This is a genomic window from Priestia sp. GS2, from assembly GCF_036409025.1.
Taxonomy (GTDB): Bacteria; Bacillota; Bacilli; order Bacillales; family Bacillaceae_H; genus Priestia; species Priestia aryabhattai_A.
In genome coordinates this window covers 2,750,080-2,772,085 of the sequence record NZ_JAZGJX010000001.1, presented here as the reverse complement: position 1 = coordinate 2,772,085, position 22,006 = coordinate 2,750,080, and the positions used below count along the sequence as shown (strand labels likewise).

Sequence of the window (22,006 nt, the reverse complement as noted above, 5' to 3'; positions counted from 1 at the left end):
TAGCAAGAAGCGGAGCGTGACTACATGGAACCAATCGAAACAAAGCTTTTAAACAGTGATCGTTTAAATGAGTATCCTCTGTTTAAGAAGTTTTGTATGTTAAAAGAAAAAGGCCTGAGAAGAGAGAGCTTCAAAGAGCTTACTTTGTTCATTGAGGAAGCAAACAAGTGGAATGATGAAGATCAAATGGACTTTGCATTGTGGCTGTGTACTTTGTTGGAAGACTCAGATGACGTTCACTTCGTACTCGTACATCCTTTAGAAGAACATCTTTTAAAGCCCATTCTCTCCAAATGGATAGAGCATTTTCCTAGTGACTCAAGACCGTATAGGTGGCACGGGTTATTTTTTCAGAGCGAAGAAAGTAGAGAGTATTTACAGAAAGCATGGGAACTTGGTGGAAGTAGTGAACAGCTGTGCTTAGTGAAATTAATCGACTTAAACATCGACTCGCTTTGGTATTCTACTCACCACCTATCAGAAGATCTATACCTTGGAGATTTACAAGAAGATACTAACACAATTATGGAAACGTATGAGCTAAATGCTAGCGTTCAAGACCTACAAGTTAAACAGAATGTGAAGCTTGAACTGCAGCACTATAAAGAGTTACTAAAGAATTGGACTGCTTTTACGAAGGAACGAAAAGAAGGGTTTGTCCAGTGGTGCGAAGAAAAAGGAAAAAACTATCCAGGAGTAAAAGCGTATTATTACGAACAATAGTTAAACATTACATTGTGAATAACAAAAAATGGAGGTGTACCGAACACCTCCATTTTTTTATTCTGCTACTAATTCAACCAGACCAAACGGATTAAAGAAAAGGTCGTCTTCTTCATATCGAAAATCCTCTAGACACTGAATGCGGTAGAGGGCGGAACCTTCTTCAACGCTAAACGTTTGCCCGCTCTTAAACGCTGGCTTTTCTATCAAACTATATAAATTAAAGTTATTGAGAAGGTCAGCTGCCTCTTCAGGCGGAAGAACAGAAGAAGTGATGACATCCGGGCATCCAAAGGCTTTCATCCCACATGAAAAGTAGCTTTCCTCATTGCCAACTAACATGACGAAATGGGAGTATATAGGGAAATATTCTTGGTTACGAGCGAGTTCTTTCCATTCTTCTTTTGTATGTATAGTTCCGGATGTTTCAATTTTAACAGCTAAACCACCGGCTTTTACTAATCCTGCACCTACGTCTACAACATTTTTAAGTTCTTCAAAGTCACTTACCGTAGCGATTACGTAAGCGGTAAACGTATGATCAGTTATTTGCTTCATTAGCTGATCATCGTTTACATACGAAAATGCTTCTACTAGCTGTGGATCATGTTCATATACTTCCACTTGGAAGCCAACGTTCTTTTTCGCACAATGAATAATATCACCAGCTAGTAAGTAGCCATCGCTTTTAGAAGCAACAGCTTGTATTAACTCCGTTCAATTTTTCCACGTTCCGGGAACGCCAATAATGACCTGTACCTCAGTCATAACAACACTTCCTTATCCATTCGTAATAGCGTTCTAAAAAAGCTAAGCAGAAAAATCTCCTTTTTTCTTTCGCTTTCTAACCACGCGGAACAATCCAATTCCACTCAGCAAGACACCGAGGGCAATCAACACGTCGTAAACCGTCTTTTCTTGCTTTTCTTGTCCAAGCTGATAGTATTCTTTGTACGCTGTCACCGCCGCTTTGTTTTTCTTATAGGCAGCAGGGACATCCATTTTGGTGCCTAACTTCCAGCCGTCTTGGTACGCTTGTTTTTTGAACTTGGCAGCTTTTTTATTAGAAACGAAGCCTTGTTGGTAGACTTCTAGAAGCTGAACGTTCGATTCATACACTTTTGGTGCTTTGTACTTTTCATTCAGAAAAGCAGCATTAAACCCTTCCATCTTCACATCTTCTAAGCGTTTCTTTTCACCTTTTTTGTAGCCTTTTGTAAATGATTCAGTGGCTGCAGGCGTAAGTCCATCAGGAACGACGAGCGGCTCCATGCTGTATCCAAGCTTGTATCCGTCTTTTTCATGCTGCGCGTTTTCAGCCGCTTCTTTTTCGCTCATGGCTTTTTGAAAACCTTCTTCAAATGCTTTTTGCGTCATAGGATCTTCGGCATACAGTTCTGGTACTGACATCGCTTCATCCTGTAAGCCTTGCTGGTAACCTTCTTCTTTTGCTTTGACGGAAAGATTCATCGTTTCAATGGCTTTTTCATAGCCAAACGCGAAGCCTTCGTTCCAGTCATCCGACTTGCTTTTCATAGTAAGAGGCGTATAAGCGACTGTCGCGTTCTCATAGTCTTGGATTCCAACTTCGTATCCTGCTTTTTCACCAGCGCTATAGTCAGCTTCTTTTTCAGCCGTTTCTTCGTCTGTTTTGCTTCGCTTTCCGCTTTCAAAGCCAACCGAATAGCCTAGCATGAACCACTGGGCAGCTTCTGAGGGATAAGCTGCAAGCTGGTTATTCCCGTCAAGGCTTATGTATTTTTCACCGCTATACCCATCGCTTTCTCCCAGCGCATAGCCATCATCATATACACGTTCATACAGTACGTCCAAGTCCTCTTCAGGAGCGGTGTTTTCATTTGGCTCAACGGCAGTTGTAGCCAGCACCTTGGTCGGTATAAACGTATTTGTGGACAATAATCCGAACATTGACAAGCTCAGTATAAGCACCTTTTTTTTCATGTCTTCACCTTTTATGTGAGTTTATAGTTTGATTGTTTTGTTTCATTAAATGAGCATGGAGATAAATTTACAACTTACTAGAAAAAATGTGTTTAATTTCAATAAATATTACAGTAATATTACAATTGTAATGAAAAAAATGGTGTTTGTCATCAACTAAAAGATGTGAATTTTCAAACTCAAATAATAAAAAATCACCAAAATCTATCATTCGTCTAGGAGGCTCTATGTTAAAAAATCTATTTAAGCGAAATATTACAGCAGCGGAATTTTGGTCTTGGTTTGAAAAAAATCGTGAAGCATATTTTGAGCTGGATGAAAACAGCTACGAGATATTGTTTAATAAGCTAGGCGTACAGCTGTCAAAGTATCATAAAGAAGTAACGTTTGAGTTCGGTGTCGAGTTAAAAGAAGGAAAAAGAGAGTTTATCATCAGTGCAGACGGTATGCTTCCTGCGTTCCCAGCCGTACAGCAGCTTGTAGAAGCAGCTCCTTCACTTGATCAATTCGAAATCGTTGCATTCAGGCAGAGGGGATCCAGTGAACAAGAGGTGTGTTTTGAAGATGTAGTTCTTGAAACAAAAGACGTCTTCTTTACGTCTGAACATAACTCAGAACTAGATTGTTTAGATATTGTGATGTATATCAAAGGCTACAGAGAAGAGGACGATAACTTTATCGGTGCTGCCTTCATTATGCTTGATAGCTTAATCGGTGAGTTTGATGTCGGAACAAAACTTGGAGATATCCAGTTTAAAGCTTACGAAGGACAGAATGATGTGAAGCCAATTTTGGAATTGGTTACGTTAGTTGACGACATGTAGATAAATAGGTTTCATTTTGTAGTGAATAAGGGGGCATAACATGGTGGGGAAATTAAAAAGCAGTAAACCAACTGTAGAGTGGAAAAAGCGAATGGAAGAAGACGAGCTATTCACGGTAGAGAATATTCAAGCGACAGACGAAGTCCTAGACCTTTATTTAAACCAATTAAAAGATGCTAAAGGTGTAGAACAAGACATCTTACGCTGCGTGAAAGGAGTAGTGCTAAGCTTAAATGATTTAAATGAAGAGTTTGATTATTTCATTGAGACGATAGAAAGAGAAGAGTTGTATGAGTTTATTACTGAAGCGGCTAATTTAGCTGGTTTAGAAACAGAAGAAGATATAACTGAAGAGTGGAGAGAATGGTAACAAAATAACTTTCATTCAAGCAGCTTAAAAATCTAAAGACGTGAAATTTTTAGGCTGTTTTTTGAATTGTTTTTAAACTGCTAATACAAATCCTCCAACCGAAGCCGTTAGGTTAAACTTTGTTTTGGTTAAATACGCTAATGATATAGAGCCGAAAGCTATTATTGAGGTAACGCCCGATAGGACTATAAGTAATCTCTTCTTCAAAAAGGCTTGAGTAATACTCAAGTACCCCCTTCTGTCCATAACTACCATTCAATGATTTTATGTAAATAAACCCATTGTCGTTATTATTACATAACAATATAGTAGCCGAAATAAGTACTGCCAAGCAAACTTTCTCCCTTTAGCATAAGTTCTTAATCATTCACCTCTTGATAACCAACTTGGAGTCTTCATTCTTTTACTATTTGATTCTTTTGTACTATAATTCTCTTTGACTCAATTATTGCAACAACCATTTTTTGTATGTTCCACTAAACTAATTTAGTGTTACAATAGTCAACATGTGCAATTTTTACTAGTTAAAAGGAGTTAAAGGAATGAATATACAACACGTATTGGTACCTGGATTTGAGAAGCTGTCAAGCTTTGTTTTCTGGTATCCATTTATCATGTCTTTATTTTGGATTGCGGGTACGCTTATTTACATACGCTATCGTGACCGAGATCTTGAATTTGATGTGTCAACAATAGATTGGCCTTTGGTTAGCTTTCTCGTGCCGTGCTATAACGAAGAAGAAACGATTAGCGAAACGCTGCATCATCTTTTAGCGTTGGATTACCCATCCAAAGAAATTATTCTGATTAATGATGGAAGTACCGACGGAACAGCCGATATTTTAAAAGAAATCAGTAAAAAACATCCTGAGGTTCGCGTCATTCAGCTCTACGAAAATAAAGGGAAAGCCAACGCGCTGCACTTGGGTGCGCACGCATCAAAAGCTGAGTTTTTGATTTGTTTAGACTCTGACGCTATTTTAGATAAAGATGCTCCTTATTATTTAATGTATCATTTTCTTCATAAAGGAGAGCGCTTAGGTGCCGTTACTGGAAATCCACGTATTCGAAACCGCAATACGCTGCTAAGTCGAATTCAGCTAGTTGAGTATTCTTCTATTATTGGTTCGATTAAACGAACTCAGCGTATTTTAGGGAAAATCATGACTGTTTCCGGCGTAGTCGTAGCCTTTCGAAAGAAAGCACTGGTAGATGTTGGACTGTGGGATCGAGATATGATTACCGAAGATATTGCAATAAGCTGGAAGCTCCAGCAGCGTTTTTGGGATATTCGCTATGAGCCACGAGCATTGTGCTGGATGCTTGTGCCTGAAACCTTGCAAGGGATTTGGAAACAGCGTGTTCGCTGGGCTCAAGGTGGACAAGAGGTTATGCTTCGCCATTGGAGAGCACTGTTTCAATGGAAACAACGCAGAATTTGGATTGTATATTTAGAGCAGTGGATAAGTACAATCTGGTCCTTCTCGTGGCTTTTTGTAACGCTAGTGCTTCTATTTACAGCAAGCAGTCCGCAAGAGATGTTTCTTTGGTTTACATTTACTTCGTTTGCCTTGGTGTTTATGAGTTTAATTCAACTGCTTATTGCGCTAAAAATTGATTCGAAGTATGACAACGTTAAGCGATATTATGCTTGGGCAGCTTGGTATCCAGCTCTTTACTGGATTGTGAATGCAATTGTAGTAGTAAGCGCGTTTCCTCGTGCTATAAAATCTCGCGTGAAGGGAGGTTATGCTACATGGAGCAGTCCAGACCGAGGTTTGACGAAGAGCAAATCATAATTCAAGCTAAGCAGCCGCTTCCTCGATTTGTAATAAGCGTAATTATTTCATCTGTTTTTTGGTTGTATTGTGGAGGGGTTGTTTGGTTCTTTCTTTCAGCTATTATCGGTGTAAATGACCGTTACAGTAGCGTAATGAAAATTGCGTTTAAAACAACGAACAGCGAAGTTCGAACATTTTTAGTCCTTGGCCTTATCGTTTTTGCCTTCTTTTTCTTATGTTTATTTTTATGGAGAATTTACAATAAAAAAAAGTTTGGTCATTTAACTCGGCGAAAAATGCCGTCAAATACAAGTCTAAAAGACTTAGAAAATCTTCAATTACTGTCTAAAGATCAAATTCGAGCTCTTCAGAATGCGCATTACATTGAGTTTGATGTAAATCCGTTAAAACATACTGAAGAGAGGAAATATGCATGAAGAAATATCTGTTTCTAATGTCTATCTTTGCGGTGATAATTGGCTTTCTTTCTTTCAAAGCCCTTAAGTGGGAAGCAGAAGCGACGTCATCAACAACTTTAGAGAACAAGCTCGAAACAAATGGATGTTTAGGACTGAACTATCATCGTGTACGTAAGCACAATTGGTTTAATCGAGTCGCTAAATCGATGACCAAGTCTGACGAGTTGACCAAGTACAGCGTCTTCAGTACCGAATTTGAGGCACAGTTAGAAAAGCTCAAGCAATTAGATGCGACGTTTGTAAGTCCCGCAGATATTGAAGAGTATCAGCAAAAAGGTACGTTTCCAAAACGCTGCGTATGGATTTCTTTTGATGATATTGACCGGACGGTGTATGAAAATGCGTTTCCAATTTTGAAGAAGGAAAACATTCCGTTTACGCTGTATGTCATTGCAGGGCAGGTCGGAGCGAAGGACTTTCAAAACTTAAGTATGGCTTCATGGGATCAGTTAAAAGAAATGACAGACAGTGGTCTTGCGACTATTGGTTCCCATACGTACGATATGCATCACTTAGAAGGGGATAAGCCTTTATTTTTGACTCCTAATAAATACAGTGCATTTGGTGAAGATTTACGTAAAAGTAAAGAAACCATTAAGCAGCATCTAGGAATCGATCCGGTTTACTTTGCGTATCCGTACGGTAATACAAATGATGACGTAGCGAAGGTCGTAAAAGATGCAGGGTTTAAGCATGCGGCTATTCTTGCACCGCACGTGATTACGAAAGAGAACGATCCCTATTATCTAAATCGAATTGTAGTATACAACAAGACCTTTCAAGATCTTATTGTTCCGTGGCTACTTCGTCAAGAGTCATAGAATAAAACGTATGCTTGTTTCGACAAGTAGCAGCGACTGAAGGTAAGACAGTTGTTCTTTATAAATTAAATTATATAAAGCCCACGATTCTCGTGGGTTTTATTGTATTAATCTAATTTTAAGAAGGGTGTACAAGTGATGGAAAACAATAATTTTGAACGTAAGTTTAAAGAAACGTTAAAAAAAGTGAATGATATTGAGCTAGCGTTAAATGAATCATCCATCGTAGCAATTACAGATAGCCAAGGCTTTATTAACCACGTAAACGATAAATTCTGCAAAACTTCCCAATATGAAAGGCATGAACTCCTCGGCCAGAACCATCGTATTATTAATTCTGATTATCACCCAAAGCAGTTTTTTAAAGAGTTATGGCAAACCATCCGCTCGGGTAATGTATGGCATGGAGAAATAAGAAACAAAGCAAAGGACGGCTCATTCTACTGGGTAGATACAACCATCGTTCCTTTTTTAGACGAAAATGGAGAGCCGTATCAGTACGTATCTATTCGGAATGATATAACGAAGCGTAAGCTGTATGAAGAAAAAATTAAGCAGCTGGCTTATTATGATTCGTTAACGAATTTGCCTAATCGCTACTGGTTGAACAAACAGCTAAAAAAGCTTTTCATAGCCGATGAGTTTCCTGAACTTGTAGCAGTTTTATTTCTAGATTTGGATCGTTTTAAATCAATTAACGATACGCTTGGTCATTATTATGGAGATGTACTGCTTAGACGCGTCGCCGAAAGATTAGAAAACTGTGTTCCTTCTTCCAGCTTTGTCTCAAGGCATGGAGGAGATGAGTTTATACTGGTTCTGCAAGACCTGCATACAGTCGAAGAAATTAAGAAAATGGCTGAAAAAATTGTCAAGGAAATGGCGCTACCATTTTTCTTGAATGGCCATAAGTTTTTTACCTCGACAAGTATTGGCATTAGCTTGTTGTCAAAAGAATGCAAAAAGCAAGCTGCTTTTGAAGAGGTAGATGAACTAATTGAACAGCTCATTAAGCAAGCAGATATGGCAATGTATGTAGCAAAACGAAATGGACGAAATACATATGAGCTAAGTTCATCTTCATCCAACCAACGAATGATGAAGGCGCTAAATATGGAAAATGAACTGAAGCATGCGCTAGAAAAAAATGAATTTCAGCTCGCTTATCAGCCTTTAATCGATTTGAAAACATCTGAAGTCATCGGAGCAGAAGCTTTAATTCGTTGGAACAGTGAAAAATATGGAGTGATTCCACCTAACGAATTTTTACCTATTTTAGAAGAGGGAGGTTTGATTGTTCCTGTTGGGAAGTGGGTGTTAGAAGAAGCCTGTAAGCAAATGAAAATCTGGACGGACATGAGTTCACAAATGAAGAAGATAGCCGTAAACGTATCGCCTATTCAGCTGAAATCACCTGAATTTGTGAAGGAAGTTGAAGCTATTTTAAGAGAAACGGGGCTTAGTCCAGGCTTTCTTGAAATGGAAATTACGGAAAACGTCATTCAGCATAGTGAAGAGTTAAATAAAGTACTTATCCCTTTACGAGAACTCGGTGTAAAATTAGCAATGGACGATTTTGGAACTTGCTATTCTTCACTTAGCTACATTAAATATTTGCCAATTAATACGCTGAAAATTGATAAATCATTTATTGATGAATTGGATGAAGTAGGAAAAGTGCTTGTTCAAACCATTATCCAAATGGGAAAGCAGCTTAACTTTGAATTAACGATTGAAGGAATTGAAAGGCAGGAACAGCTGGAGTTTGTAACGAAACAAGACTGTCAGATTGGGCAAGGGTACATCTTTTATAAGCCTCTAACACCAGGAGAAATTTGCGAGTTATTAAGATAAGTGTAACTCATGCTAGAGTGAATGAGAGTTGCATATTCCTTAGCTATCTTTCACATGTTATATAAAAAAGATAGGTCGTGATTATATGGCTAAACTACTTTCCTTTCCATTAATTTGCCTTGGGGTGCTTTTAATGAGTTCATGGATTGATATTCTTCAAGGTAATAGTATCTTTCAATTCCTTCATAATCTTAGGTATCATTTAAAAACATGCATAGGGGAAGATTATTTGCTCATCTTTTTACTTTTCTTTCTCTTTGTTATTGTTAGTATTATCACAACGATGAAACGCCAGCAGCCACCCGAATTATAAAGCTGCTGGCTTTATTTTTTGCTTGATATAAGCCGTAACTAGTAGTAGAAGTGGAATTCCAATATGAAAAGGCAAATGGAAAAAGTAAGGCACCACTTTCAACCCTTCCGCTATATGAGCCTGATAACTAGGGGCAATCATTAGCGAAGAGAAAAAAATAATAATTCCAATAAAGTAAATAAATGGAGGTGAAGCTTTTATTCGAAATAAGCCACTGGCCCCAATGACCGCACAAAAGAAATAAATGGCGATTTTAACAAACCCCAGCATAACCATCAGAACAATAATGAACGTATCAAGGCGCTGAATAAAATTGCCGATATTAATATGGCTAGCAGCCGTAAATGCAGGAAAGGTAGATCTAAGAGTCGTATCTGCTCCTAATACAGATGTAAGGACAAGTCCATTAAAGGATAACCAAAGACCGCTGATTACAATTGCGAACAGGCCAACTTTTAGAGCTTTACTTGTTTTATTTAAATAAGGGAGAATCATTGTAAACGTAATAAGCTCTCCAAAAGGCACCGTCATGCCAAGAGGAAATAGCTCTTTCCACACTTTCTTAATTCCACCTCCAAGTACAGGCTGAAGGTTTTCAACTTTTATATAACCGCCTATTATATATAGGCTATTTAACGTTAAAAAAGTAATTAAAATAATAGAAAAGCAGAGGCACGTTACTCTGGAGAATCCTTCTATCCCTACGCAGATGGCGTAAATTAAGGCAAAAATCATACAAATTCCTACTGTCACAATGGAAGTGCGATAATAGGTGGTGCTCGTTAATAACTCTTCAAAGTCCCTTAGTACTCTGGAAGCAATATAAATAAAATAAATAACGTAACAGAAGCTTATAATGCTTCCTACATACTTCCCGAAAATTTTAATTGTGTACTCTGTTAGTGGGCTTTCAGGATATTTCTTATATAAATAAATATACACTAGAAACAAAAGGCATCCAAAAAAAGACGCTGATAAAGGGACGAGCCAAGCATCCTGTTTAGCTCCTTTTCCAATGTCTAACAAAAGAGCGCTACCTAGCATAAAAACCACCATTAGACAAAAGAGCTGGATGCCATCAATTTTTGTTTTTATCAATGTTTTCTCATCTCCTTTTACTCTGCCTCATAGGAATTCGTTCGCATTCCTGTATTTGTGATATTGACGTTAACTTTAATTGACGTTTTGGCATTCGAAAATAAGTTGCGCCAATTATCTTGATGTTTGTGCCAGTATGTTGGGTGTGTACGAGCCAAACTATCACCAAATCCAAAAATATCGGACTTTTCTTTTTGGGCAATTGCAATAGTCTGCTTAATTTGTTTTGTTATTTCTTTTTCAAATTCCTTTTCATAACGATTTAATAAGTGATGATCCGTTAAATCGGCTGCACATGATGATTCTAAAATCTCACCGGTCATCGTTGAGTTTAGATGAATAATGGGTTCGTTTTGACGTACGTCTGTTTTTATTTCGCTTTTCACTCGGTTGATCCCTAGACCTATATTTCCTTGCTTGCATTGAATTGAAACTACTGTACTATTTATGTCTGAAGTAATGAATTGAACCGCTCGAGCTTTTTCACCGTCTAACCACCTGACTAGTTTTCCTTCTTTAAACATAGCTAATCCATTTACTTCTATAACGGAAGGGTTGGTTGTTTCTAAGTTACTTGCTCGACTGCTTTCCGGAGAATCATTGTGTATGTTGAGACCTGGAATTGCTAAATCCTTTCCTTTACTTGAAAGGGCAGATATGGCATCGTATACGAGCATATTATTAGAGACTCCGTACAGTTTTTGGTTATTTTCACTGGTACTGATAATGCTTTTCACTGGATTGATTTCAAAAGGTTCAACACCATTAAGCACATGTTCAGCGGTACTATCTCGAGCAATAAACACGGGTAAACTTGTTCGTCCCTGTTTGCTTCTATCTAACGTATCAAAGAGAGAGTCAAGATTATTTCGTGCTAGTTTCTCACTGACGACAACGAGTGACATGTGAGTCAGGGTGCTTCTTCTAGGAATGATGGCAGATGCTTTTCGCGAGGTTTCAAGCAAGGTTTCTCCCGTCACCGTATAATTCACAACGGCCAAGCCTGTGTCTGCACTAGAAAGCCCTTGAGCTAAACCACTTGGATTAAGAACTTGATACGTTACTCGATAAGGCTCATTAGGGTCATCATTTTGGTCAAGGCCAACGCCTATAATTACTCCAACTTGATTTAGTTCTAAATAGTTTGAGCAGCCTGAAGTCAGGAATAAAATTATGGTAATCAATAAAAATAAATGGTTTTTTTTCATATGAAAACTTCCTTTAAGCAAGCGTTACTTAATCGGCTTAGGTTTATTTGGTTTTTTTAACAGAAATGGCAAAGGAAAACGAAGTAGGCCATCTTTTTGTTTTTGTAAGTTAAAAGGAGCAAACGGATTAAAATACAGAATACCAAATGATCGCAACGTGCTCATGTGAAGCCAGATACACAGCGTCACGAGCAGAATGCCATATAGCCCAATAAATGAAGCCGCTAAAATTAACATAAATCGAAAGCCACGAGCTACGCTAGAGATGCTGATGTTTGGAAGAGTGAAGCTACTAATGGAAGAAATGGCTACGATAATAACGACAGCTGCTGATACAAACCCTGCGTCTACGGCTGCTTGACCTAGGATTAGTGCTCCTACAATTGAAACGGCTGGGCCGATCGCCCTTGGCATTCGAATACCAGCTTCTCTAAGCGTTTCAAATGCCAATTCCATCAGGATAATTTCCACGATTGCCGGAAAGGGAACAATTTCTCTTTGAGCCATTAAGCTTACCAGCAGCGTAGTAGGAATAAGTCCGTGATGATGAGTTATTAACGCCAAGTAAATAGACGAAACGTACATCGACAGAAAGAAGGCAACAAATCTTAACAATCGTATAAAAGAGCTAATATAGTAATTTTGATAGTAATCCTCAGGTGATTGAAAGAACTGAGAAAAAACAACGGGTGTGATTAACACATAAGGCGTTCCTTGGATAATAACGGCGACGCGACCTTCGAGTAAATTTCCTACTACCGCATCAGGCCGTTCTGTGCTTAGGACTAAAGGAAAGATGGTTTTGCTGTCATCTTTAATAAATTCTTCAATATAGTTTGATTCAAGAATACTATTTACATCAATTCTTTTTAGTCGCTTCTCAACTTCTTGTTGAATGGCTTTATCTACTATTTCTTCTATGTACATAATAGCCACTTCCGTTTGCGTCACTTTCCCAATCTTCATGCTTTTTAATCGTAAACAAGGGTTTTGGATCTTAGCTCGAATTAAGGACGTATTGGTTCTTAGACTTTCAGTAAAACAATCTTTTGGTCCTTTCACAACCGTTTGCGTCGTTGGCTCCGTTATTGCGCGAGACTGTAGCTTTTGTGTATTGGTAATGAACAGCTTAGAACATCCATCTAACAAGACAACTGCATCTCCTGAGACAACTGCTGAAAGAAAGCTATCCCAGTCTTCTTTTATAGTTAGCTGAGAAACAGCCAAAGTGCCTTTTACGCTTTCTTCTAACTCCAACGAATTAGCTTCTTTAGTTGCGTTTGCCCATTGAATTAAAGGATTAATAACATGTTCGTTTACAATCGCATCATCAGCCAATCCATCAAGGTGGAGCACCGCTATTTTTATTTTTTCGTTGTGAGGTGAATGTATAAAGCGAATAAATAAGTCTGAGCTGTCTCCGAGCGCTATTTTTAACTTCTCTACGTTCTCATCTAAACGATTATGTAAAGGTTGTAGCGCTGGTGCCTCTGGCGAAGTTTCCTCTTTAGTTCGTTTAAAAAAGCGTCCGTAAGGCATTTTCTCTACCTTCCCAATCAATAAATTTGTTCGTATTTCTAGTTTTTTCTTATGAACCAATAATATGTATAAAAAGAAAATGTTTATTGCTTATAGGTAAAGGAATAGGTGTAGGAAGTAAAGCGGAAGGAGACAGGGGAAGTTAGTGTTCAATCTGGTCTGCGCTATTTGCTATTAGTTGCATAGAAGCCGTGAAGAAAATGACATTGATTATTGTAATATTTGTGTATCTATAGCCATACAGCAAACATAAATAAAAGAGCCTAACACTTTAAGGAAGTTAGGCTCTTTAGTATAGATATTTACTTTTTGTTACAAAGCAATCTTCTGCACGAAATTTAATGACTTCATATCCCCACGTCGAAAACGTAAGATATTGTTCATGTTCTTTTTTTGTGATGGGACGAATTTCCGTATACCCTTTTTGGAGCATACAATCATCGGCAAACATCTCTTGAGATCGAAAATAAGCTACTTCTAATTCATCTAAGGTTAAGTCTCGATAGCCTAAAATCATGCCGTTTAAGGCGGTTTCCACAATCATTTTAACGTGGCCATCACCTTGCTTGAGAATAGCACATCCTTTTAGATCTTCAGAAGTAGGTGGCTCAGGCCCGCACCAGTCCATAAGCCCAGCAATGAAATGCTTCGTGTGCTCAGCGCTAATCTCGAGTACTCTTCCGCAGGAAAATTGTCCATTGCTTAAAGGGATAGCCCAAAACTGCCCAGGGATAAGATAGCGATTGGATTTTGGTTGAAACGGATAGGAAATGGTCTTTAGCATGCGTAGTACCTCTCTTACTTTGAAAAAATAAAATAACAAACTTTCTATTCTTAGCAAAGTCTATATATGAGAATCTATCATTAGCTTGCATTATAAAAAATCTTTTTTACACTTTTAATAATTGATACTTTATAAAAGTAAGCACAGGTATTTTTAAAGTTTGACGTAATTCGACAAAAAATTCCCCTGTTTGTCATTATAGTTATATGGTACTATTATCAATGGCACTATTATCAATGGCACTATTATCAATGGCACTATGTCTTGTTCATAAGAAATGCTTTTATAATTCAAAGAAATATTTAAATTAAAAAAACACTATATCTCTTATATAACTTTAGTAGAAAGATGCCCCATTAACAATTATTTCACTGAAAACCTTATTTATGTCCGATAGGCAAATTTTTTGTTATTAAAGAGAATATAAGAAGAGATATTAAAGGTATGGTCATAAAGAGGGGTAAAAATTAGATAAAAAAGGTTAAGCAAGTTTAATTCTATTTAGATAATTCTAAATTGGGAAATAATCGATTGGGCTTTAGATATGTAAATGCAGGTTAATAACCTTTAAGTGCTAATTACTTAACAAAAAGTTAATAAGGTAAAACTTTGAACAGAATAGTAGTAACTAAGTATAAAATAAAGTGAAATTTAAGAAAATTATTAAAATTTTTAATTAAGGTATGGTTAGTTTTAAATTTATTTAAAAAATACGAGATACATTATTATGAAATATAAGTGTAAGAATTAATAGTGGTTTTAAGTGAATTATTAAATTGGGATTATTATTAATTCAAAAGGGTCTACTAATATTACAAACATATACTAGAATTACGAGGTGATAGTTTGTCAATTAAAATTATGCATGTAGGAGAGTATATTAAAGGGGGAGTTTATACATACTTGTATGATGTATTAGAGCAACAAACCAAGTTTAAAAATACGATTGTATATCTAGTTGCTAGTGAGTATAAATCTGAAAAAAATTACCCACTAGAAAAAGATAATACTTTTTTCTATAAATATCGCAGAACCCCCCTATATTTTATTTATGCAACTATATATATTTTTATTTTAATAAAAAAGATAAAACCTGATATTATTCATGTTCATAGTACTTTTGCAGGCCTATTTGTTAGAGTAATGTACCTTCTAAGAAGGGATAAAAAAGTTAAGATAATATATTGTTCTCATGGTTGGAGCTTTTTCATGGAAACGTCTAAGTTATCTAAATATATATATATAAAAATTGAAAAGCTATTAAGCAAGGTAACTACTAAAATAGTAAATATTTCAATGTTTGAGCAGACTGAGTCAATAAAATTAGGCATTCCCGAAGAGAAATCTACACTTATCTATAATGGTACAAAAAAAAACAATGTTAAAAAGAAAAACATACCTAATTTTCCATTAGTAAACAAAAGTAAGATAAATATACTATTTGTAGGTAGATTTGATAGACAGAAAGGAATTGACATCTTAGTTAATATCATAAAAAAAATTAATACAAAAGAAGTTCACTTTTATTTAATTGGAGACTCTATTCTTGATGAGGGTGTTAATTTGGATTCCATTAATAATGTAACTAAGTTAGGGTGGATACAAAGGGAAGAGATTGATAATTATTATAACATGGTTGATGCAGTAATTGTTCCGTCTAGATGGGAAGGTTTTGGTTTAGTAGCTATAGAAGCAATGAAAAATAAAAAAGCTGTAATTGCAAGTAATAGAGGTGCCTTACCAGAATTAATAAAAGATGGTGTTAATGGTTATATTTTTGATATGGATAACCTAGATTCACTAGAAAAAATTATTCAACATTTGGATAAAAAAACTCTAATGAGATTAGGAGAGAAAGGATATAGCAGTTATTTAGAAAGGTTTACAGCAGATAAAATGAATGATGAATTAATAAAATTATACAATTCTTTAATTGATAAATCTATAGTTAAATAAGACTTACAAAAGTAAAGTATTAGAGAAGATCATAATTAATATTAAGAGAAGTCATAGAGGTGCAGCATGCTTGGTTTAAGTGTAATTATACCTATTTATAACGTAGAAGAATATTTAGCTGAATGTTTGGATTCTATAGTAAGAAGTGTGAAACACAGCAAGAATGAAGCAAATATTGATATAGTTCTTGTCAACGATGGGACTAAAGATAATTCTGGGAAAATTGCTAAAAGATATTCAGAAAAGTACAACTTTAAATATGTTGAGAAGACAAACGGTGGTCTAGGAGATGCTAGAAATTTCGGGCTGAATTATGCTCAAAAAGAATACGTTGCTTTTATTGATAGTGATGATAAAATATCTGAAGCATTCTTTTCAGAAATATTCAATTCTCTAAAAACCAACCCAGATTTAGTGATTTTTGACTGGTATGATTACTTTGAAGGTGAAGACAATCCTGAAAAAATAGTCAAAGGAATAGAAAATCAAGATTATCTGTGGAGTGTACAACCTAGCGCTTGGAATAAAGTATATCGAAAGAGTTTCTTTGAAAATATAAAGTTTCCAATAGGAAAAGTATACGAAGATGTTGGATCTATATATAAGATACTTTCCAATGTAAAGACATATAGCTATATAGAAAGTCCATTATATATTTACAGAAAAGGACGTCAAAATTCTTTATTAACAACAATTAACCCAAAGATTAATGATATTTATGAAGTATTAGAGAACACGTATTTATATTACGCCGATGAAATTAAAAATGGTAACAAAGTAGTAGAACAAGGGCTCGCTTATCAATATGTTAAGTTATTAATGTGGTCAAATATGTATCGCCAACTGAAGTTTTATAAAGTTAAACTGTGGAGCTTTTATAAAAAAATGAAGTACACAAGATTATTAATTTATAAAAGATTTCCTGGATGGAAAGAGCATGAATTTATACAGAAAAACTCAGGGTTTTTAAAAGAAAGATTTGGTAAAAGTTATATATATTCAATTGATAAACTCGGAAAAAGTTTTTTTGAAACTAATTTAATTTTATTAGCGGTTATATTTAGAAATATAAGGCGTAAATAAGAAGCAAATTTTTAAGAACTGGGGATTTTAATAAAGTTACCTAATCTATTTACTACAAATCTATACACTTTAAACTTTTTTCTAATTATATATTATTAACTTAAATATGGACGCCATTAAATTAATTAAAAAATAATTCAAGTAAAAACATAGGTGGTTTTATGGGAATAGTCTATTTAATTTTAGCACATAATAATTTTCAGCAAATAAAAAATTTAATATATAAACTTGATAGTGAAAACAACTCTTTTATAATTCACTTTGATTTAAATGGAAATGACTATGATTATGAAAATTTGGAATTGGTGTTCCGAAATAAGAAGAATGTTTTTTTCTCAAAAAGAAACAGATGTTATTGGGGAGATATAAGTTTAGTTGATGCTTCTATAGATTGTCTTAAAACAGCTTATCATAACCAGGTTAATTTTGATTATGCTGTGTTAATTAGTGGGCAACACTACCCAATAAAAACAAATAAGGAGATAGAAAAATATTTAAAAACAGCGAATAATAAAAGTTTTATGAGTTATTTTTCAATTCCTGGTAAACAGTGGGAGAATGAAAATGGAGGAAAAGATAGAATTATATATTATCATTTTAATAAGCATCCACGAAAACGTTTGGCAACTAAAAGAGTAATATATAAAGGGTGTGCTCGCATATTAAAAGGATTAAGTGTTAAAAGAAAGTTACCTTTTGATATAGAAGATTTTTATGGAGGATCTCAATGGTGGTGTTTGACAAATGAATGTTGTACTTATGTTCTTAATTTCATTAAAGAAAAACCAGAAATATACAAGTATTTCAAATATGTTTTAATACCAGACGAAATTTTTTTCCAAACAATCTTATTAAATTCAAAGTTTAAAGATGAAATAATTAATGATAATTTAACTTATATAAACTGGGGTAAAACTCCAACACCTAGCCCCCTGATACTGAATGAAAGTGACTATTATAGAATAAAAAAAAGTAATAGTTTATGGGCAAGAAAGCTAGATATGGATACAAGTGAAAAATTAATAAAAATGTTAAATTCAGAAACAGGTTGACAGATAATAGATCTAATAATATGGCCAGTTCTTAATACTAATTATATTAATAGGATACGGCTATTTCGCTTATTGATTGTGTAATTTATATAAAGATAGAATTGGGAGTATAATTAATGACAAAATTAAAATCTAAAATTAAACGGTTTGTACCTAAATCTCTAAAATATAATGCTTATTATTATTTTGGAGGGGATTATTCCGAAAAATTTAATAAAAATAATAATCCCAGAGTGTTTATCATGCTTGCTGGAGACTACGAGAATCTTGGAGATATAGCAATTACTGAAGCCCAGAAGAAATTCATAAAAAAAGTATTGCCTAATCATGAAGTAATCCCTATTTACCTCAGAGAAACGCTAAAAATGGTTAAAACTATTAAAAAGGTAATACAACCTAGTGATATTATTACTATTATTGGGGGAGGAAATATGGGAGATTTATATGAGGGGTATGAAAATATGAGGCGAAACCTTATAAAGTCATTCCCAAATAATAAGATTATCTCATTTCCACAAACAATTGATTTTTCCAACTCAGTACAGGGGAAAAAAAGTTTTGAAAAGACAATAAAATATTATAACTCACATCAAAACCTTCATTTATTTGCAAGAGAATCCATTTCTCATAGAATCATGGAAAAAGCATTTCCTAATAACACAGTGAAATTAATTCCAGACATTGTATTAAGTATGGAATTGGAAAGCAAGAAAGCTTTAAAAAGAGAAGGTGTTGTGTTGTGTCTTAGAAATGACTCTGAAATAAATTTAAAACAAGATACAAAGGATAGTATAATAAAAGTAATTAAAGGTAAGTTTACTGCTGTTTCATTTCAGGATACACACCTTGGTAACGACACGGAAAATGGATCTTTTAAATCTTTGCAATCTTCATTTTATGATTTATTAAATTCATTTTCAAAGGCCGAATTAGTTATTACAGACAGGCTTCATGGGATGATATTTTGTGTGATTACTGGTACGCCTTGTATTGTTTTACCGAATAATAATCATAAAATTACGGGAACTTATCACGATTGGCTGAACAACGTAGATTATATAAAATTAGTAACTAAAGTAGATAATATTACGTCATTTTTAAAAGATGTAGATTCAATGTTAATGTTAGATACTAATAGTATAAAAATACCTAATCTGGAAAAATACTATCATCCATTGCAAAGTTCACTAAAATTGTAGTATTAAAAATTTAATGTTTGCCAATGATTAATTGTGGGAAACTTTTAAATTGTAAATTATAGTTTTCTATACAATATAAAAATGAATCACCTCTCCAAAGTATTATAATAATAGGAGAGGTGATTTAATTATCAGATATTTGGAAGGTTATCACATTTTTTGTTTCAGATTATTTTGAGAAAGTTTTTACTACAAAATTAAAATTGTATTTTTATGAAAAACAAACAGAAATTAATAAGGTTGTTGAAATGAAATGAATATCTATAAAAAATTAGTTAACAATTCTTTGATTTTTGCAGTAGGAAACTTGGGTACTAAGTTACTCATTTTCTTCCTTGTTCCATTATACACATTTTATTTAACAGAAAAAGAATTTGGTATGGTGGATTTATTAACTACTACTTTAAGTTTTTTAATACCTATTTTCACTTTGAGTGTTTTTGACTCAGTATTAAGGTTTGCAATGGATGAGAAATATGATAAGCAAGCAGTACTTTCAAATTCTTTAATAATTATAATAATTGGCTTTTTCCTCCTAATCTCTTTATATCCTTTGTTTGTTCATATATTACCGTTTAATAATTACATGTTTTATTTTTATACTATAGTATTACTTCAGGCTATTAACACTACACTTACACAATATGTTAGGGCTATAGGTATGGTTAAGTTATTTGCTGGTAGCGGTATAGTAAATGCATTTATTTTATTAGTTTCTAATATATTATTTCTTATGGTATTTCACATGGGTATAGTGGGTTATTTGGTTTCCTTAATTATAGCAAATATGGTAAGTTGTGTATTTGTTATTACTCTAGGGAAGATACAATATGATTTTAGTACTCGAAAATTAAATATGATATTAGTAAAAGAAATGTTAATATATAGCGTCCCTCTAATACCTAATGCTTTAATGTGGTGGATTATGGGGTTGTCAGATAGATATATTATTACTTATTATATGGGGTTGGGTGCTAATGGTATATATGCTGTTGCAAATAAAATTCCAGGAGTTCTAAATATAATTAACTCTATATTTTTTCAAGCTTGGCAAATATCAGCTATTGAAGAAGTTAACTCAAAAAGTAAATCTAAGTTTTTTTCCAATGTTTTTAATGTATTTTCTACATTAATGTTGCTTTCAACCTCCTTTTTTTTAATATTTTTAAAAAAAATTGCAGATATTTTAGTATCAAATAACTTTCCGGAAGTTTGGAGGTACATCCCTTTTTTACTACTAGGAGTGGTATTTTCGAGTTTTTCTGGTTTTCTAGGTACAAACTATATTGCTGCTAAAAAAACAAGAGGTGTGTTTAAAACGTCAGCTATAGGAGCAATTGTAAATATAGTTATAAATTTATTATTAGTCCCGGTCATCGGAATAAATGGTGCTTCACTAGGAACTATGCTTAGTTTCCTTATAATTTGGATATTAAGGGTTAAAGATACAAAGAAATTTGTAGACTTGCAAATAAATTCACTCAAAATTATAACTATGATTGCTATAATTAGTGTTCAAATATATATTTTATATATTGAGCTTTCAATAGAATATCTATTACAGATAGCACTGTTTTTAATAATGATGCTAGTCAATTTTTCTGAAATTAAAGAGATAGTAAACAAAATACTAAATATTATTAAGAAAAAATATTATAGATCTAGAGAAATGTAATAACCTCTATGACTTTGCTTAATATAAAGAATAGGTGCTGTTTTATTTTATATTTTAAAATGCTTAGAAAACCAAGTTTTGAGAAAGGTTAATTCTAAAAGGGGAATTTTATAATTAAATAAAAACATATTATAAATTTTATAATATAGGAGCTAGGTGAATAATTTGGCAGTCTACGTATTTTTGTTATTCTTAATCTCGATATTTTACTTAATAAGAAAATCTTTACCTGTAAAATTTCAAAATGTGATTATATTAGTTTTATTCTTGCTAATATCATTTATTGAAGGCTTTCGATATAAGGTTGGTACGGATACTGCAATGTATGAAACTATTTATAATAATTCTTTACATACGGTTTACTCAGATGAGTTTGTGGAGATAGGATATCTATATCTAAATAAATTTTTTGTAATGATGGGATTAAGTTTTCAATTATTTTTATTAGCAACATCATTCTTTATAAATTATAATTATATTAAAGGCTTTATAAAATTAAAAGTTGATACTATTGCCTTAGTTTTCTTTTATGTTACTTCGGGAATCTATTTCTCTACGTTTAATACACTAAGGCAGGCAATAGCAACCTCTATAATAGTTTTTTCGTTAAACTTAGTTCTTGAAAAAAAATATTTTAGGTTTACTTTATTAGTGTTTGTTTCATTCTTTTTTCATAGAAGCGTGTTTGTAGCACTACTTATTATGTTACTTATTCGAGTTACTATTAAACCAGTTACATTTGTATATTTAGTAGCAACAATATTTATTATTTTTAATCTTCCAATTATAGATGATTTAATTTTGGGTATATTTAAATTTTTGCCGGTTAAGTATTCAATGTATATGGAAGAAATATTCAGTGATGAAGGAGTAAAATTAGTAAATTTAATATTACCTACTATTGTACTTATAGCAGTAGTACTAAATTATAAAAAATTACTAAATATAAATGAAAATAATAGATTTTTTATTAACTTATTTTTTATATTTTATCTATGTTTAATAATTTCCACGAAATTTCTACTCTTTTATAGGATTTCCAGTTATTTTGAAATTGGATTAATATTAATATTACCATCAATAATTTTACTATTTAATATTAAGGATAGACCTATTGTAGACGTTTTCCTAGTAATAGTATTCGTTATTTACATAATTGGGAAAATACTAATGGGTCATTACGGAGTTTTTCCATATGAAAGTAACTTTAAATTGTGAGTTTATAGTATTGTAGCAAATTTAAGAGTTTACTGTCTTAGGGGTGAAGTTAGGTTATTTTATTTTT

General features: G+C 33.7%; 20 protein-coding genes. 14 read left to right on the top strand and 6 right to left on the bottom strand.

The features are described from left to right. Positions 1-24: 24 nt before the first annotated feature. Positions 25-723, top strand: a complete 699-nt coding sequence (locus tag V2145_RS14165; RefSeq protein ID WP_330987916.1) for a hypothetical protein — start codon at positions 25-27, stop codon at positions 721-723. A gap of 57 nt (positions 724-780) precedes the next feature. On the opposite strand, the gene V2145_RS14160 is transcribed toward V2145_RS14165, so the two are convergent. Together V2145_RS14160 and V2145_RS14155 are read right to left on the bottom strand one after the other, a co-directional pair. Further along, complete coding sequence (locus V2145_RS14160) at positions 781-1,347, bottom strand: DUF4261 domain-containing protein (protein WP_330987915.1); 567 nt, start codon at positions 1,345-1,347, stop codon at positions 781-783. 186 nt (positions 1,348-1,533) lie between these two features. After that, positions 1,534-2,685, bottom strand: a complete 1,152-nt coding sequence (locus V2145_RS14155) for a hypothetical protein (protein WP_330987914.1) — start codon at positions 2,683-2,685, stop codon at positions 1,534-1,536. A gap of 227 nt (positions 2,686-2,912) precedes the next feature. On the opposite strand from V2145_RS14155, the gene V2145_RS14150 reads away from it, so the two are divergent. The 7 genes from V2145_RS14150 (at position 2,913) to V2145_RS14120 (ending at position 9,127) form a co-directional block, all read left to right on the top strand. Then, a complete protein-coding gene (locus tag V2145_RS14150; protein ID WP_330987913.1) occupies positions 2,913-3,509 on the top strand; it encodes a hypothetical protein in 597 nt (198 codons plus the stop codon). 40 nt (positions 3,510-3,549) lie between these two features. Beyond that, positions 3,550-3,879, top strand: coding sequence for a hypothetical protein (locus tag V2145_RS14145; RefSeq protein ID WP_330987912.1), 330 nt, complete (start codon positions 3,550-3,552; stop codon positions 3,877-3,879). A 542-nt stretch (positions 3,880-4,421) separates the two neighbouring features. Next, complete coding sequence (gene pgaC / locus V2145_RS14140; protein WP_094912760.1) at positions 4,422-5,678, top strand: poly-beta-1,6-N-acetyl-D-glucosamine synthase; 1,257 nt, start codon at positions 4,422-4,424, stop codon at positions 5,676-5,678. Continuing rightward, positions 5,636-6,097: a poly-beta-1,6-N-acetyl-D-glucosamine biosynthesis protein PgaD gene (gene pgaD, locus V2145_RS14135; protein WP_330987911.1), complete on the top strand. Its 462-nt coding sequence runs from the start codon at positions 5,636-5,638 to the stop codon at positions 6,095-6,097. Before pgaC ends, pgaD begins: the two co-directional genes overlap by 43 nt. Continuing rightward, complete coding sequence (locus tag V2145_RS14130) at positions 6,094-6,960, top strand: polysaccharide deacetylase family protein (protein WP_330987910.1); 867 nt, start codon at positions 6,094-6,096, stop codon at positions 6,958-6,960. Before pgaD ends, V2145_RS14130 begins: the two co-directional genes overlap by 4 nt. Before the next feature lie 138 nt (positions 6,961-7,098). After that, positions 7,099-8,814 carry a putative bifunctional diguanylate cyclase/phosphodiesterase gene (locus V2145_RS14125; protein WP_330987909.1) on the top strand — a complete coding sequence of 572 codons (1,716 nt, stop codon included), beginning with the start codon at positions 7,099-7,101 and terminating at the stop codon, positions 8,812-8,814. 133 nt (positions 8,815-8,947) lie between these two features. After that, positions 8,948-9,127: a hypothetical protein gene (locus V2145_RS14120; RefSeq protein ID WP_330987908.1), complete on the top strand. Its 180-nt coding sequence runs from the start codon at positions 8,948-8,950 to the stop codon at positions 9,125-9,127. On the opposite strand, the gene V2145_RS14115 is transcribed toward V2145_RS14120, so the two are convergent. The 4 genes from V2145_RS14115 to V2145_RS14100 form a co-directional block, all read right to left on the bottom strand. Continuing rightward, positions 9,122-10,225 (bottom strand): GerAB/ArcD/ProY family transporter, encoded by a 1,104-nt coding sequence (locus tag V2145_RS14115; RefSeq protein WP_330987907.1) that lies wholly within the window; start codon positions 10,223-10,225, stop codon positions 9,122-9,124. The genes V2145_RS14120 and V2145_RS14115 overlap by 6 nt on opposite strands. 17 nt (positions 10,226-10,242) lie before the next feature. Beyond that, a complete protein-coding gene (locus V2145_RS14110) occupies positions 10,243-11,433 on the bottom strand; it encodes a Ger(x)C family spore germination protein (protein WP_094912766.1) in 1,191 nt (396 codons plus the stop codon). Positions 11,434-11,457: 24 nt separating this feature from the next. Further along, positions 11,458-12,972 (bottom strand): spore germination protein, encoded by a 1,515-nt coding sequence (locus V2145_RS14105; protein WP_330987906.1) that lies wholly within the window; start codon positions 12,970-12,972, stop codon positions 11,458-11,460. Between the two features lie 289 nt (positions 12,973-13,261). Then, a complete protein-coding gene (locus V2145_RS14100; RefSeq protein ID WP_330987905.1) occupies positions 13,262-13,756 on the bottom strand; it encodes a hypothetical protein in 495 nt (164 codons plus the stop codon). Positions 13,757-14,602: 846 nt separating this feature from the next. On the opposite strand from V2145_RS14100, the gene V2145_RS14095 reads away from it, so the two are divergent. The 6 genes from V2145_RS14095 (at position 14,603) to V2145_RS14070 (ending at position 21,939) form a co-directional block, all read left to right on the top strand. Beyond that, positions 14,603-15,712 (top strand): glycosyltransferase, encoded by a 1,110-nt coding sequence (locus V2145_RS14095; protein ID WP_330987904.1) that lies wholly within the window; start codon positions 14,603-14,605, stop codon positions 15,710-15,712. A 66-nt stretch (positions 15,713-15,778) separates the two neighbouring features. Further along, positions 15,779-16,795, top strand: a complete 1,017-nt coding sequence (locus tag V2145_RS14090; RefSeq protein WP_330987903.1) for a glycosyltransferase family 2 protein — start codon at positions 15,779-15,781, stop codon at positions 16,793-16,795. A 161-nt stretch (positions 16,796-16,956) separates the two neighbouring features. Further along, the gene (locus tag V2145_RS14085) at positions 16,957-17,847 is read left to right on the top strand and encodes a beta-1,6-N-acetylglucosaminyltransferase (protein ID WP_330987902.1); all 891 of its coding nucleotides are present in this window, start codon (positions 16,957-16,959) and stop codon (positions 17,845-17,847) included. A gap of 116 nt (positions 17,848-17,963) precedes the next feature. Continuing rightward, the gene (locus tag V2145_RS14080; protein WP_330987901.1) at positions 17,964-19,046 is read left to right on the top strand and encodes a polysaccharide pyruvyl transferase family protein; all 1,083 of its coding nucleotides are present in this window, start codon (positions 17,964-17,966) and stop codon (positions 19,044-19,046) included. A gap of 253 nt (positions 19,047-19,299) precedes the next feature. Next, positions 19,300-20,721: an oligosaccharide flippase family protein gene (locus V2145_RS14075; RefSeq protein ID WP_330987900.1), complete on the top strand. Its 1,422-nt coding sequence runs from the start codon at positions 19,300-19,302 to the stop codon at positions 20,719-20,721. A 165-nt stretch (positions 20,722-20,886) separates the two neighbouring features. Further along, entirely contained in the window at positions 20,887-21,939 is a 1,053-nt protein-coding gene (locus tag V2145_RS14070; protein WP_330987899.1) for an EpsG family protein, read from the top strand. Positions 21,940-22,006: the final 67 nt, after the last annotated feature.